Source organism: Cohnella sp. GCM10020058, assembly GCF_042683485.1.
Taxonomy (GTDB): domain Bacteria; phylum Bacillota; class Bacilli; order Paenibacillales; family Paenibacillaceae; genus Cohnella.
The window spans coordinates 354,760-368,322 of sequence record NZ_JBHUJV010000025.1; the positions used below are offsets into that span (position 1 = coordinate 354,760).

The window sequence follows — 13,563 nt, forward strand, 5'->3', positions numbered from 1 at the left end:
CGCACTTCGCTCTACACGAAGCACGGCTCCTATTCGCATTGTAGGTAGAGTTAAGGCAATATGGGATTTTCAATAGCTTTGTGATATTCCGTATTTCCAAATGCCCTTGTAAGACGCGGCAAAGGGATGCCTGCCTTTTTGGCTTCTCTCACAACCTCAAGTACAGCAAAACCTGCTTTACTATTGTTGTATTCCACGAAGAGTCGTGCCAAGCTGCCTTTTGCAAAAATAACCTTGTTAAAAAGGATGCCGAGAATGGCCGGTGGAATTTTAGTCAACAAGAGGGAAATGGCATCAGGCTTTGCACCTCTTGCTTTAAGTACGGGGATCATTTCCCTCATATGCTTACCAACATTTGCGAATGAGTCCTTATGGTTCATGAGCGCCGGGAAACTTCCCCGTTTTAACACCTCGGCTTCCATCGCCGCATTCATGGCAAAGTGATTCCATAGCCAGTTTTGCATATCCTTTACCCAGCTAATTTTAAAATGGGCACTTTCAAATAGTTCTTTGACCTTGTTATTAATAAGCTCAGTGCCTGGCCGTGGTTTTTCTAGAAATACCATTTTCAAAAAGCCGCCCCTGAGCTTATTGTCCGCTATGCCGCCTCCTGCTCCGGGGAAGCCAAAGACAACATTGTTCATAGATAATGGTGCGATCGACGACTTCAGATCTTGCCAAATATTATTGAATAGGAGGATCGGGGTATTTCCTGCAGCAGTTGACAGAAATTGTGCGGCTTCCGGAAGTTGTTCCGTATTGACGCTCACAATAATGAGATCATAATGGGGAAGGATCTCCTCATGCAGTTTGACGTTCCAGCTTTCTTTGATGAGCTTTTTCCCTTTTCGTGCGTCCCACATTTCAAGCGCTATACGGCTTCCGAAGGTTTCTTTCCTCCCCTTTCTAACGTAAAACTCAACTGTATGACCTGCCTGTTCGAAAGCCCATGCATATTGGGTCGATATGACACCTCTACCGAAGAATAAAATTTTCATGTTAGACGCCCCCAAATCGTTGATCATCCATATTGATAATCCAACAACGTGTTGTATGATCATATTGTATGGATTCGCCATACCGTCATCAACCATCAGTTTTTCAATATCTGTCGGATCGTCTATTGAACCCATATGGAGGGCAATCATGAACAAGCAACCTGAAATTACAGACAAAACCAGGCAGACCTTTATAAATGTGTTCTGTGACTTATATAGCCAAAAGCCCATCGAGAAAATATCGATTCAAGAGATTGCCAACAAGTCTGGATATAACCGCAGTACATTTTATCAATACTTTACGGATATTTATGCGTTGCTGGACTGCGTTGAAGCGTGTGTCTTGAAATCCATTAACGAGGAAATGGCAAGCAGAGAATTCTCTACGCATACTTTCCAAAATGCACTTCAGTGCTTGGAAAATGCAGAGGAAATTTCAGTTCTTAAAGCGCTCTTGGGCGACTATGGTTCTGTTCATTTTGTTGAACGTCTGAAAAGAGAAATTCCCTTTGAGCGATTGATTGTGGACTTTCCAACAAATGATGTCTTAGCACCATACATGATTGAATTTTACATATCAACATTAATAGCTATGTTTCGCCTTTGGATACGCAACGAAAAAGATCTATCGTCGGAAGAATTGGTCAAGTTGATCGATAGCCTATTTGCAAATGGCATAACACCGTATCATATCTTTGGGAAGGTCAATCCGCGTCGCCCTGGGGACGAAGAGAAAGAGCTGCGATTCGGCTGAATAAAAACTTGTCGACCGTCCGGCTATCGCCGGGCGGTTTTTGTTTTACGTTTAGAACGTTTTGCCTCCCATATGGAATCCGCCTCCTATTGAATAAAATCCAGCGTTCCGGGTATTATAAGAACATACGTTCTATACGGAGGCGGTCAGAATGGACGTCACGAAATATATAAGCCGAGAAATTATGATGATTTATGAAGATCGGCAAGGCAATTTTACGCAACGCCCGGTTAAGGTGATGGTAGTGACCGACAACAAGGTATCTGCCTACGACCTGTCTAAGCACGCGCCGCGCAGTCTGCATGCCGATCGCATCCTAGCATGCCGGCCGCTGCCGATGCAGGGGCGTGACATCTCATGAGCGCACAAGCAGAGGATATGCAGCTTATTCAACATCATGTCGAGATCATGACGCTTATGGAGCTGGCGCGCAAGCAGCATGAAGAGGCAACCGGCACGCGAGCGGCTATCACTAAGCTTGTAGGCAGTTTCCTGCAAGGAGAATTGGAACGATCCATGGGCAGACTTAAGGAGCGCCGCATCTGGATCAAGGATACGCCGGAGCGCTCCGGGCTAAAATTAATCTTTACATATGCTGTAGCTGGGCGACGCGGGTTATACGAGATTGAGCGGGCCACGTTACGCGCATACATGACAGAGAGAGTAGAGGACTATTCGGACCTCATCATTAAGGTACAGATTCCGCGGTTGCCGATCGAGGTCAAGTATCCGGATCTTTCGAAGGGTTATAAGAAGAGAAGCCCTGGTGAATAAACGCCAGGGCTTTTTGCTCGTTTGTATCTATGCCAGAACTCGGTTCTGCTTTAGGCGTTACTGGACACTGTTCTCAACGTATAAGGCTAAGAAAAAGAATTTAAAAATAATCTTAATCTTTCCCATCCCTCTGATTCTGCATTGGAGGCTATTCGAAATTGTTGAAAGTCTGCATAACGACATAGAGTGTCTTTTTTATTGTCGTTTTCAATGGTCTTCGAATCTCGTCTATGATAATCTCCATCATATTCGATGGAACACAGTGGCTGAAGAGATTCTTTTTCGTAGATGACAAAGTCCATATGGCTAGTAAAATAATATGATTTTAGAGCACTGTCTAACTTAAAATTGACGGATAGTACATCTTTAATTGGGACTTTCGGAAAGACAATAAACGGCATTCCGCCTAAGTATATTTGCAATTTGTTAAAAATCATGCGTTCTCCCTGGTGCATGAGTGCTTTGCGACTTTCTTGTCTAATAATACGGTTAAATTCAATTGACAATTCAATAGCTGGACGATGAAAACTGCGTGCTTCTAAAGAATAAATATATTGACTTAACTTAGTCAAAAAACCTTGGGCGTTATCTATTTCTGCCAAATTTCCAACAAGAATGAAGTAGTCTAAAGCTCGAGTCAAAGCAACATTTATCAAGCGGTAGCTATTTTGAACAAAATTGATTTGAAATGCAGTGGAACCATTTGAAACGACTGTACTAAATATAATAGCTCGACATTCTCCACCCTGAAATGCGTGAACAGTTCCTACTTTAATGTTTGAATTATGACGGAATGCTTTGATCAATTCGTTTTTTTGAGCAGCAAACGGTGTTACAATACCAATTTGAGTTACACCATTTTGTTCCAACTTGGCTACAATAGCTTTAACCTCATCCACTTCTTGACGGTTATACGTTCCGGACACGAATCCGTATACATTTGTTGAAAAAATACCCGTTTTAAAAGGTCTTCTTTCTGGCTCTTGACGCATCATACGCAGTTGTCCGCGATAAAAATGTTGATTGCTGAACGAAGCTATGGAAGGAATACATCGATAGTGATAACTAAGTAAATGCATTCCTTTTCCACTGTGCAGGCAAGATTGTTCAGCCCTCTCAAATGCTGAGATATTACGAAAACAGTAAGGTAAATGCTCAATACCAGGAGCACATTTGTCGAATAAAATTTTACTATAAGAGTCTTCCAACGAAGTTATATGACTGAGCTGATGAATATCCCCGAAAAAGCAGACCCTTCTTGAAGATTGTAATAGTGAAAAAACGCTGGGGATAGAACATTGTGATGATTCGTCTATAATGGTCAAATCAATCGATGCTCCATGCGGAATACAACTACGAGCTGATAAACTACTTATTAATAGAACAGGGAATAACTTTACAAAGGAAACGAAGGCTGAAGCTGATGTGCGAATTCTTCCATCTTGACTGAGTTCATCGAGCAAATTTTCAATGTTTTTCATTTCTTTTGCATTTAAAAAAATGGGTTTCGCATTCCGAAGCCATCGTGCACGAATAATAATAAGATCAATTTCGTTTTTCTCTTTGTACAAATCGTCTAAGGTGTCAGGTTGTTCACTTTGATGTTTTTGAAGTTGCAAAAGTTGATCCGTGTATTGTTGAAGACGATGCTCTAAGTTAATCACTTTTACAATTTCTTCACAAAGAGCAAGCGAATGAGTAGGTTTTGAAATGTCAATGTATTCCCATAATTTAGGTGCATCAATTGAGCGTAAATATTTCTTTATACGCTGTTTCATGTATACATCGATTTTCCCCGCAATGAAAGAGCGAAACTTGCGAAAGATGTCATTACCAAATAGCTGGAGAGGTTCATCAACAAGTTCTCGCAAGCGTGTTTCAATACGAATGCCAGATATAGAGAGCGCTTCAAAATCGCTCTTCATAGTCATCAAGTAATTAAGGTGCAAACGGTCGTTTAAAGTTTGAATTAATTTATGAAGTTGGTCAATTGTACTCGTCAAATCCATTATTTGTTGTTCAATTTGTTCTAATTGATTAATTTTCTTCATTAAAATCTTGGATCTTGTTGCAAACGAGATATAGGTTTCATCGGAAATTGTTGTACCTATTTCTTTCTTTATACGTTCAATCGTAGCTTGAATTTTAATGACTTCATTTTTATTGTGAGAAAGGCTCCCCAAACGAACAAAACCGAAGAATTGTTGGTTGATTCCTTTTCGTTCTAGTTTTTCAGTTATATTGTTTACTGCTTGGTTGTTTGTGCTTGCAATGATACATGTTTCTTGACGATCGATCTGGTTGGCTATTAAATTTAAAATGGTTTGGGTTTTCCCCGTGCCTGGTGGCCCTTTGATCATGCTCACTGTATATTGAATATCTGAAAGTGAGACATTTTGAGGGTAATTACTAGGAACAATGTGTAGTGGTTCCTTTTGAGTGTCATGCATTGGCAATGCATAACTATGACCAAGGAAGCTATTAAGCACTGCGCTTGGTTTGCGTTTATCTGAGAGAATTGCTTGTATTTCATCCACGATCAAATAATTGCTTGAACTTTTATTCTTTACTTGGACCATTACATAACTTGGTATTATAGATTTTATATCATATTCAGAGTAATCCAATAATTTTTGAAGATTATGCTTACTTTGTAAAAATGCCAGAGGATCAGCAGCGAACTGTTCCTTTAGTAAATTTATAGCATCGATTGAGCGTTTATCAGAAATAGACTTGAACAATTCTTGATGAAAACCCAGTTGATCCGCTTTGAAAATATTACGATCGAATTGGAAGGTCGAACTATTCCAAAGAAACAACGGTAAAAAGGAAACCTTGTCCCCCTGTCCTTTTCGAAGTATGGGGTAACCAAACATAATGGAGTGCTCATTTTCTAATTTCTTTCTCATCTTCTCATATTGATCGTAAACCTGTGATATTTCATGCGGATCTATTTGTGAAACTTCGAATTCTCGCTGCTTAAGCTGTATTGAATAATAACTCTCGTACTTTAGGCATTCCAAATAATATTGGAGTAAATTTTTAAGTAACAAAAGACCCTCCGAATTATAAAAAAATGTGATTATGGTACTATTTGTATTATCGGAATTTCTCATCGAGAGATTAGAGAGACCTGATATTGATGATTTGTTAACGCTTATAGCTTCCGAGGAGGAGCAGCAGCTTGTACAACCGCTTATTCGTATTTAGGAGGGGAATGGCGTGAATATAAAATCCGGGCAGCCAATCAGTGAATATTTCAAAATGCTGCAGCCATACAAGGACGCACGCGAGACGAAGGTTGAGTCGCGTGTGGCATCTATTCGAAACACACTCATGCTGGGCAAGAAGCTGCGCACTGACGATATGGACTACTTGCAGCGACATGATCCCAATCTACATCAACAAGCGATGAGCCTCTCGATGGAACGCCAATCGTATGAGGACGCCCTGCAGCATAGCCGCAGCAAAGCGGATGTGAACTATTACAACACGTTCAAGCTGATGCAGATTGCCGGGCAACTGAAGCAAGGCGGTTCCGAGGAGCTGCTGATGCGCACGAATGCGATCCAGGAAGCCCATCGGGCGTTCATACAATCGAGCAAGTATGCCTCACTGGGGTGAGAGGGATATTGAAAAAATAGCGGCGCAAGGATTACCTCCCTTGCGCCGCTATTTTTCCAGGATAAGCTATAAGGTTAAGAAAAGGTCGACAACGTCCTGAATATCTTGTTTCGTAGACATAGGCGTTCCAAACGGATTGTTCCTGGACTCCTGATAGGCCAATCTAAGTTCATCTAAGATCGCGTCTAAATTGGCGGCACCCACACCGGTGATGCCGGCGCGAGCAAATATTTCTACATTGACCTATTAAAAAAATTAAATAGTGGTAAAATTCAAATAAAATTACTTCAATAAGGAGTGAAAATATTGTCAACATTTGAGGAGATTCAGTCCCTAATCAGGGAAATAAATAGACCGAACGTATTACCTCCTAATGGCTTGCGGAGAAACTCTTCCTGGTTTACATTAATAACTTATATTAATCATTCTATTGCTCTTTATCTAAGTGATTCTTTTAATGAGGTAGCGCTTTTTATTAATAGGGCGGAAAGGGAAATTGAACGATTAGAATTGCTGAGTTTGGAATTTCCCTATTATATTAATGTCTGCAAACACTATTTAGAATTGATGTCTAAGTTCCTGATTGAGACAGAGGCCTTAGATGAAGGGGGGAATCTTTTATTACCAAAAAATATAAGGAAGATTAGGGTTTTGTATTCGGCAAGGGTTCCGAAGTGTGGAGGCCTGAACCTGCCATATAGCTTCTATTTTTAGATATTTCTTTAAGTTCTCTTGCCGATTTAGTCTTAAGGTTCTTCTCTCTAACGTTCCCCTAAGCGCCGTTTAAAGGTGCTGTAACCACGACTTCTTGTCCCCCTTTATCTCCTTACTATCCCCGATAGAAATGTTTTTGAGCTGTTTATTCTAGTTCAAGGGGACGTCTTCCAGTATGAACTTTGCTGTTATTTCCTTTATTTGCTGCTAAAAACGCGAGCCGGGGAGAAAAAGTCATTTGAAGCATTGTATAGCGGCATGGATACGAAACAATTCACCAGTTACTTGTCTTGGAAAGATAAGCATCTATTGAGACGGGCGCTCGAACATGAACGCTTCTATATGAAAGGCGTACAGGACGGGGCTCAAGTGGTTTCGGCGTTACTGGCCGATAAATTTATTGAAACTGATTCCAAGTGACGGAGGAACAGCTATAAACACACTTTCAATTCTTAACAGCTTCCTGGAAGAGAAGTTTTCGTCAGAGCTAAAACTGGAATCACCACTGTTTTATAATGCGGAGTTTGGCATCAGATTTGAGATCGGAAATCCAGACCCTTCGGTATCCGATGAAGCGTACCGAGCGCAAGTCCATCATCGAGCCCAAACCCTATTCACAAATGCACATCATGCTGATGACGACATACTTATGGTTGTAAATTATGATTCACATCGGGATACAAAACCAAGAAAGATAAAAGCATTCGATCATTCTTTTTATAATCCCAAAGTGATCCGTACGCTAGCCTGCGTAAACTTACATAAATATGATGACGATGATGATGGATGGGAATCCTATCGGTTCGTTCTGAAATGTAAGCGTTCGGAGCTAAAGTGTCGAAAAGCTCTTTTTGCGCCTAATGATATTTACTTCATCAACCTTTCGAAAAGCACAGTATTTCATTTTTACGATAGTCGGGGACTTGATGTAGCAGCCAGCTCCAAGGAAGCACTAAAAGAGCTTTATGTAAGACGAAATGATTGGATATTGAATTACGATCGTGAGAGAATCGACTGCATGTTCATGGAAGACTAATTCAGTCTACTGTCTGGGATAAGCATGGCACGAATTTGCTACTTACATTTGTATGGAGGACAACGTATGAAGATACTATTTTGTTCTGATCCCTTGGCTAGCAATGTTGCTGATGAAGAATATAGACAGGAATACGAATGTGCACGAAAGTTAGGAATCGATGTCCATTTGGTTTCACTGGAGTCCGTTTTGGATGGAGAGCTAAACAAGGCAATTAAGCGGATTCCAACATTTGAAGCCCCGGAAATGTTCATCTATAGGGGATGGATGCTAAAGCCAAATGATTACGAAAAGATGTATTACGCACTGCAGCGGAAAAATGCCGTTCTGATCAATTCTCCTCAGGAATATAGCAATGGGCACTATTTTCCTTATTCTTACGAAGTCATTAAAAAAGTTACTCCACTGAGTACTTGGCTCGGAATTGAAGAACTTACAAACGGTTATGACGTTCTATTTGAGAGGATGCACCTATTCAAAAACAAGCCGGTTATGATTAAGGATTACGTAAAGTCTAGAAAGCATGAGTGGGAAGAAGCCTGTTATATTCCCGATGCTTCCGACCGGCAAAGAGCTCAAGCGGTTCTTCAAAACTTCATTGAGCGCCAAGGCACGGAGCTTAATGGCGGTATTGTCATTCGCGAGTTTATTCAACTGGAGCAGCTCGCCAAGCATCCTAAAAGCGGTATGCCCTTATCGAATGAGTACCGGTTGTTTTTCCTCTATCACAAGCTGGTTCAGTGTATGGGGTATTGGGACGAAGCGGACTATCAACAAGAGATCCCCAATCTCGACTTGTTTGTAGATTTAGCAAAGGGTGTATCCAGTCCATTTTTTACAATGGATATTGCCAAAACCATAAGCGGAGAATGGAAAGTTATTGAGGTAGGGGATGGGCAAGTCTCAGGACTTCCGAGTCATGCGGATATGGAACAGTTTTATAATTCGATATTAGGTTTAGGGAACAACTAGGATTCAGCCTGGTTTCGATTGGCGAGGCAGACGATCGAAGCTTTCTGTGCTTTAGGTAATCACCTCCAATCATACGCCACCTCGAATTGATTTTTTAATGACTTTATGTGTATACTTTGTTTATACATTTTAGGGGGCGGTAAAATGTTTCAGGTCCAAAAGTGGGGTAATTCCCTCGGCATTCGCATCCCGAAATCCCTTGCCATGAAAGTGGGAATCGAGGAAGGAACCGAAATTGACTTGGATATTGAAGAAGGTCACCTAGTAATCAAGCCGAAGTCGGAAAAGCTCGATGAGCTGCTGTCCCAGATTACACCGGATAATGTCCACAGTGAGATTCCAACCGGTAAGCCACAAGGACGGGAAGCATGGTAAGCAAAGAATACGTACCGGATCGCGGCGACTTGGTATGGTTGCAGTTCAACCCGCAAGCAGGGCATGAGCAGGCAGGTAAACGCCCGGCTTTGGTCGTTTCACCTGCATCTTATAATGGAAAGGTCGGACTTTCCTTGCTCTGTCCGGTAACTTCCAAGCAAAAGGGCTACCCGTTCGAAGTAATTATCCCGCAGGATTTGCCAATCGAAGGAGTCATCCTGGCAGATCAGGTAAAAAGTCTCGACTGGCAATCAAGACAGGCAGCGTTCATTTGTAAAGTGCCACCGGAGATTCTGTCAGAGGTAATTACAAAACTGGACTTACTGATCCGCTAACCGATAATTAGCTTTTCGAGGGGCTAATTCGGAAGGAAGGATAGGATGGAAAGAAGACACCGCAAAGCCATCATTCAATGGGAAAGGGATAAAGACAAGTTCCCATTAAATGAATGGCTTCGAGATATTGTCGTTATATTTGGAGAGGTCGTTGGCAAGATCATTCGTGGCGATACGTGGAACCTTAAACACTTTCTTCTTCCGGGCTCTTATCCAATTACTTGTGCGACTGCGAGCCCAGCGTCAAACCGATCTCTCGCGTAGCGGCGTCCCATGAGACGTCAAAGCCGAGCGTTTCTCCGAGGAAGCGGAATGGCAGCATGGTGCGCCCGTTCGAGATGTACGGGGCGCCGAGCAGCTGTTGCTCCTTTCCATTTACGACAGCTGTCTTTTCGCCGATGGTCAGCTTCATCGATACATGGGCGGTATCTATCCGCACGGTATGCGTAGCCGCTTCCCAGCGAATGTCTCCGCCGACAGCCTCCGTCATAAAACGAACCGGCAGGTAGGCGCTGCCATCGATCAAGGCGGGCGCCGTGCCGTAGCCAGGATCGATCTCGAACGTCTCGCCGTTCAGCTTAAAGTCGCGATCCCCGATTCGAAGCGTAAGGCGGCTTTCTTCGGCAAACGGGTTAATCACCTTTTTGTCGCTGTACGATACCATATAATCGATAATGATTCTGGCGGCTTCAGGCTTCATATCCATCTTCAAGTCCGGATCGAAGGCTACGTCTGCGACGGTTTTCCACACTTGCGGCCAGCCGGCGTCCTTCATCTCCTCCTGCGCTTGGACAATGGCATGAATCAAAGCAGCGGTGAAGCTATCCGGCAGCTGCCGGCGTGCGTCCTCCAGCCATTGCTCCGCCTCGCGCGTATCCAGATAATCGTCCATCGCCAGCAAGTAGCCGATGACAAAGCGTTCGTCGCCGCGCAGCTCGGACGGCTTGATCGCTGCAAGCGACTTGCCGTACGCCTGCTGCGCATAGGCTTCCGCGCGTTGGGTCGGCTCGGTGTCCCAGCCTATGGCATTAATAACGGCGGCGCGCAGCGCAAGCGGCGAAGATTCGTCGGCCAGGTAGGTCGCCAGTTCGGCCGTCATGCCGCCCGCTTGAAGGGCCTTCTGGACGATCGATTCGTCTTTATACGCGACGTAAAAATTGGTGGAGGTAACAGGCGAATCGGCATGTGCCGACGGAAGAGGTATTAACGCGAACAGCATCGCCGTCAAAGCGAATAAAAGGATGAACGGATGTTTCTTCATATAAAGATCCCTTCCCTCATCTTTTTAATGAATTAGCCGATAGCGCGCATTTCGAAACGGACGGCATTCGTAGGTAGCGGCAGCCCGCCGGTGCATGCACGGACCGCGTTAATCTCTCCATCCTAGCGGACATAGACGTAGACCGGCGTCCGGTACAGATCGGCGCAGACGACCGTCCGCACCGGCGTCCAGCCCGGCAGCGCGAAGCAGACGCTGACGACGCAGGCGCCTGGCGCCAGATGCCGCCGGAGCAGCGGCGCAAGGCGATTCATCGCGCCGGGATAGAGATAGCAAATCACCGCGTCGGCGTCCTCGTAGGGGTACGCGAACAAGTCGCCGCTCATGAAGCGCACGCCCGGCCGCCCCCTCGCCAGCAGCCGCGATACCGCAAGAGGCAGCGGCGAGTTCTCGATGCCAATCAGCCGCCAGCCGGGACAGCGCTGCGCCGTATGCAGCGCCAGGCTGCCCCAGCCGGAGCCGGCCTCCACCGCCGTGCCGCGTTGTCCGATCCGCAGCAGCTCCGCCGCTACCGCACGGCGGGCGGGGCCGGACGCCGGCATCGGCGAGATGCCGTTGCGCCAGCTGTGCCAGACGATGGACAACACGGCGAGCAACGCCGCTCCAGCCGCGATTATGCCGACCCACAAGCCGGCCGTATACGCCGCGGCCACGTCAGCGTGCCTCTGCCGCGAGCCGGCTGGAGGGCGTGGCCGGTTCAGGTGCCTGCTCGTCCTGGTCGAATCTCCTGAGCGTATCGCTCATTTCCGCTAACAGTCCCTTCGAAGTAAATAGGTCCCCTAACCCCGCTCTAACACAACCTTAAACACACTTCCCTCTTCCGAACTCTTCTCCAACTCAACGCTCCCCTCAAAAAAGCCAAGCAAATGGCGGACGATCGACAGGCCCAGGCCGGCCCCGCCATGCCTGCGCGCCCGTGAGGCATCGACGCGATAGAACCGCTCGAAAATCAGTTCCCTTGCCGAAAGGGATATTCCTTTTCCCGTATCCGCAACGCGAACCGCAACGCGCCCATCCTCATGCGCAACCCGCAGCGTCACGCTCCCATTGGGCCGGTTGTACCGGATGGCGTTGTCCAGCAGGTTGCGAAACACCAGGAACAGGAAGCTCTCGTCCCCCTTAACCGTAGCGGCGAACGGCTCCGCCAGATGGAGCTTCACGCCATATTCGACGGCCATCGGTTCCATGAAGGAGACGGCATCCGTGAGGACTTCCGCAAGATCCGCCACTTTGTGCTCACGTCGCTCGCGATCATGCGCCCCGTCTGCCAGCAGCAGCAAATTCTCCGTCAGCGACTCCAGCCGCGACAGCGTCCGCTCCGTTGTCGCCCTGTAATCCTGCCAATCGCTAGGGTCAATGCCATCGCCGTCACCGGACACTTCCAGATTGGTGCGCAGGATGGACAGCGGCGTTCTTAATTCGTGCGCGGCCGCGGAGACGAAGCGGGCCTGCTGGTCGAAGGCGCGTTCCAGCCCGTCCAGCATCGTATTAAACGCGATGCCGAGCTTCTTCAACTCGTCGTGAAGCTGGTCGATCTCCAGCCGCTTGTCGAGCGTGGTTGCGGTGATGCCGGCTGCGGTCTCGCTCATTCGCTTCACAGGCTTGAGAATAATCGATGCAAGCCATTGCGCGCTGAGAATCATGCCCGCGAGCGCGACGAGCAAGCTGATGATCCGCCCTTGCAGCTCCGACACGATCCGGGTAGCCGAGAAAAAGGACTCTAAGGCCGTATAGGCGATAAGCATGGCCGCCAAATAAAGAATGGCGAACAGCGTCAATCTCGAACGCAGCGATAGACGGTTCCATCGTCTCATGTCGCTTCCTCTTTCTCTCCGGCCGCCCTCTGCGCCCATCGATACCCATGACCTTGAACGGTCTGAATATACGTTTCTCCAGCCGACGGATCTTGCTGCGAGAATTTTTTGCGCAAGGAATTAATATGAACCCGGACCGTAGAGGAAAACGGATCTGCGTGAATATCCCACACGTGCTCGAGCAGCCGCTCGGACGAGATGACCTCGCCGGGATGGAGCATCAAATATTCGAGCAAGCCGAATTCTTTTTTCGTCAACGGAAGCAGCGCATTTTCAAGCCAGACTTCTTTGGTTTTCGAATCCAGCGTGAGCCGGTCGAACCGTAGAACCGTGCTTTTCACGGACGAACGCCGCCGCAGGAGCGCCCGGATGCGGGCAAGCAATTCATTGAAAACAAAGGGTTTGCGGAGGTAATCGTCCGCCCCTGAATCGAGTCCTTCTTCCACTTCGTCCGGATGGCTGCGCGCGGTCAGCATGAGGATGCATACGTCGTGATGGTGCGAGGACCGGCGAATGCGTTGGCAAAGCGAGATGCCGTCCAGCTCCGGCAGATTGATATCGAGAAGAATCGCGTCGTATTCGTTGGTGTCCGCCAGCTCCCACCCGGTCAGTCCGTCAAGCGCGCAGTCCACGGCATAACCTTCCCGTTTCAAACCTTTGGCTAAAGCACGCGAGAGGTCCTCCTCATCTTCCACGATGAGAATTCGCATAGGAACACTCCTTCCTGCTACAGAGAATAGCACAGCATTCGCGTTTTCGCGAGACGAGGATATTCCTCATGCGCTCGGCGCCGAACTTAACAAGGATTTAACAGCGCGGCCTCTATAATCAGAGCTAATCTTCCTTTTGCACGGAGGATCGTGAACAGAATGAAATGAAGGAGGAGGA

The 13,563-nt window shown here is 46.4% G+C and carries 14 protein-coding genes; 8 read left to right on the forward strand and 6 right to left on the reverse strand.

Annotated elements, in window-relative coordinates; all coding sequences use genetic code 11:
* Positions 1 to 50: 50 nt before the first annotated feature.
* Positions 51 to 1,148 carry a ketopantoate reductase family protein gene (locus tag ACFSR7_RS35305; RefSeq protein WP_378169326.1) on the reverse strand — a complete coding sequence of 366 codons (1,098 nt, stop codon included), beginning with the start codon at positions 1,146 to 1,148 and terminating at the stop codon, positions 51 to 53.
* Here ACFSR7_RS35305 and ACFSR7_RS35310 point away from each other — a divergent pair.
* From ACFSR7_RS35310 to ACFSR7_RS35320, 3 genes are all read left to right on the forward strand, one after another.
* On the forward strand, positions 1,147 to 1,752 hold the full coding sequence (locus tag ACFSR7_RS35310) for a TetR/AcrR family transcriptional regulator (protein WP_378169327.1): 606 nt from the start codon (positions 1,147 to 1,149) through the stop codon (positions 1,750 to 1,752). The genes ACFSR7_RS35305 and ACFSR7_RS35310 overlap by 2 nt on opposite strands.
* Positions 1,753 to 1,903: 151 nt before the next feature.
* Complete coding sequence (locus ACFSR7_RS35315; protein ID WP_378169328.1) at positions 1,904 to 2,113, forward strand: hypothetical protein; 210 nt, start codon at positions 1,904 to 1,906, stop codon at positions 2,111 to 2,113.
* Positions 2,110 to 2,526: a hypothetical protein gene (locus ACFSR7_RS35320; RefSeq protein WP_217593514.1), complete on the forward strand. Its 417-nt coding sequence runs from the start codon at positions 2,110 to 2,112 to the stop codon at positions 2,524 to 2,526. Before ACFSR7_RS35315 ends, ACFSR7_RS35320 begins: the two co-directional genes overlap by 4 nt.
* Before the next feature lie 86 nt (positions 2,527 to 2,612).
* On the opposite strand, the gene ACFSR7_RS35325 is transcribed toward ACFSR7_RS35320, so the two are convergent.
* Positions 2,613 to 5,579, reverse strand: coding sequence for an AAA domain-containing protein (locus ACFSR7_RS35325; protein ID WP_378169330.1), 2,967 nt, complete (start codon positions 5,577 to 5,579; stop codon positions 2,613 to 2,615).
* A gap of 169 nt (positions 5,580 to 5,748) precedes the next feature.
* On the opposite strand from ACFSR7_RS35325, the gene ACFSR7_RS35330 reads away from it, so the two are divergent.
* The 5 genes from ACFSR7_RS35330 (at position 5,749) to mazF (ending at position 9,582) form a co-directional block, all read left to right on the forward strand.
* The gene (locus tag ACFSR7_RS35330; RefSeq protein WP_378169331.1) at positions 5,749 to 6,150 is read left to right on the forward strand and encodes a hypothetical protein; all 402 of its coding nucleotides are present in this window, start codon (positions 5,749 to 5,751) and stop codon (positions 6,148 to 6,150) included.
* Positions 6,151 to 7,264: 1,114 nt separating this feature from the next.
* A complete protein-coding gene (locus tag ACFSR7_RS35335) occupies positions 7,265 to 7,900 on the forward strand; it encodes a DUF3885 domain-containing protein (protein WP_378169332.1) in 636 nt (211 codons plus the stop codon).
* Positions 7,901 to 7,966: 66 nt separating this feature from the next.
* Positions 7,967 to 8,872, forward strand: a complete 906-nt coding sequence (locus tag ACFSR7_RS35340) for an ATP-grasp domain-containing protein (RefSeq protein ID WP_378169333.1) — start codon at positions 7,967 to 7,969, stop codon at positions 8,870 to 8,872.
* A 144-nt stretch (positions 8,873 to 9,016) separates the two neighbouring features.
* Positions 9,017 to 9,247, forward strand: coding sequence for an AbrB/MazE/SpoVT family DNA-binding domain-containing protein (locus ACFSR7_RS35345; RefSeq protein ID WP_378169334.1), 231 nt, complete (start codon positions 9,017 to 9,019; stop codon positions 9,245 to 9,247).
* The gene (gene mazF / locus ACFSR7_RS35350) at positions 9,241 to 9,582 is read left to right on the forward strand and encodes an endoribonuclease MazF (RefSeq protein ID WP_378169335.1); all 342 of its coding nucleotides are present in this window, start codon (positions 9,241 to 9,243) and stop codon (positions 9,580 to 9,582) included. The genes ACFSR7_RS35345 and mazF overlap by 7 nt, the downstream gene beginning before the upstream one ends.
* Before the next feature lie 217 nt (positions 9,583 to 9,799).
* Here the strand turns inward: mazF and ACFSR7_RS35355 are convergent, their stop codons facing one another.
* The 4 genes from ACFSR7_RS35355 to ACFSR7_RS35370 form a co-directional block, all read right to left on the reverse strand.
* Positions 9,800 to 10,843: a copper amine oxidase N-terminal domain-containing protein gene (locus ACFSR7_RS35355; RefSeq protein ID WP_378169336.1), complete on the reverse strand. Its 1,044-nt coding sequence runs from the start codon at positions 10,841 to 10,843 to the stop codon at positions 9,800 to 9,802.
* 122 nt (positions 10,844 to 10,965) lie between these two features.
* The gene (locus tag ACFSR7_RS35360; RefSeq protein WP_378169338.1) at positions 10,966 to 11,514 is read right to left on the reverse strand and encodes a class I SAM-dependent methyltransferase; all 549 of its coding nucleotides are present in this window, start codon (positions 11,512 to 11,514) and stop codon (positions 10,966 to 10,968) included.
* A 126-nt stretch (positions 11,515 to 11,640) separates the two neighbouring features.
* Positions 11,641 to 12,675 carry a sensor histidine kinase gene (locus ACFSR7_RS35365; protein WP_378169339.1) on the reverse strand — a complete coding sequence of 345 codons (1,035 nt, stop codon included), beginning with the start codon at positions 12,673 to 12,675 and terminating at the stop codon, positions 11,641 to 11,643.
* The gene (locus tag ACFSR7_RS35370) at positions 12,672 to 13,385 is read right to left on the reverse strand and encodes a response regulator transcription factor (protein WP_378169340.1); all 714 of its coding nucleotides are present in this window, start codon (positions 13,383 to 13,385) and stop codon (positions 12,672 to 12,674) included. Before ACFSR7_RS35370 ends, ACFSR7_RS35365 begins: the two co-directional genes overlap by 4 nt.
* Between the last annotated feature and the right edge of the window lie 178 nt (positions 13,386 to 13,563).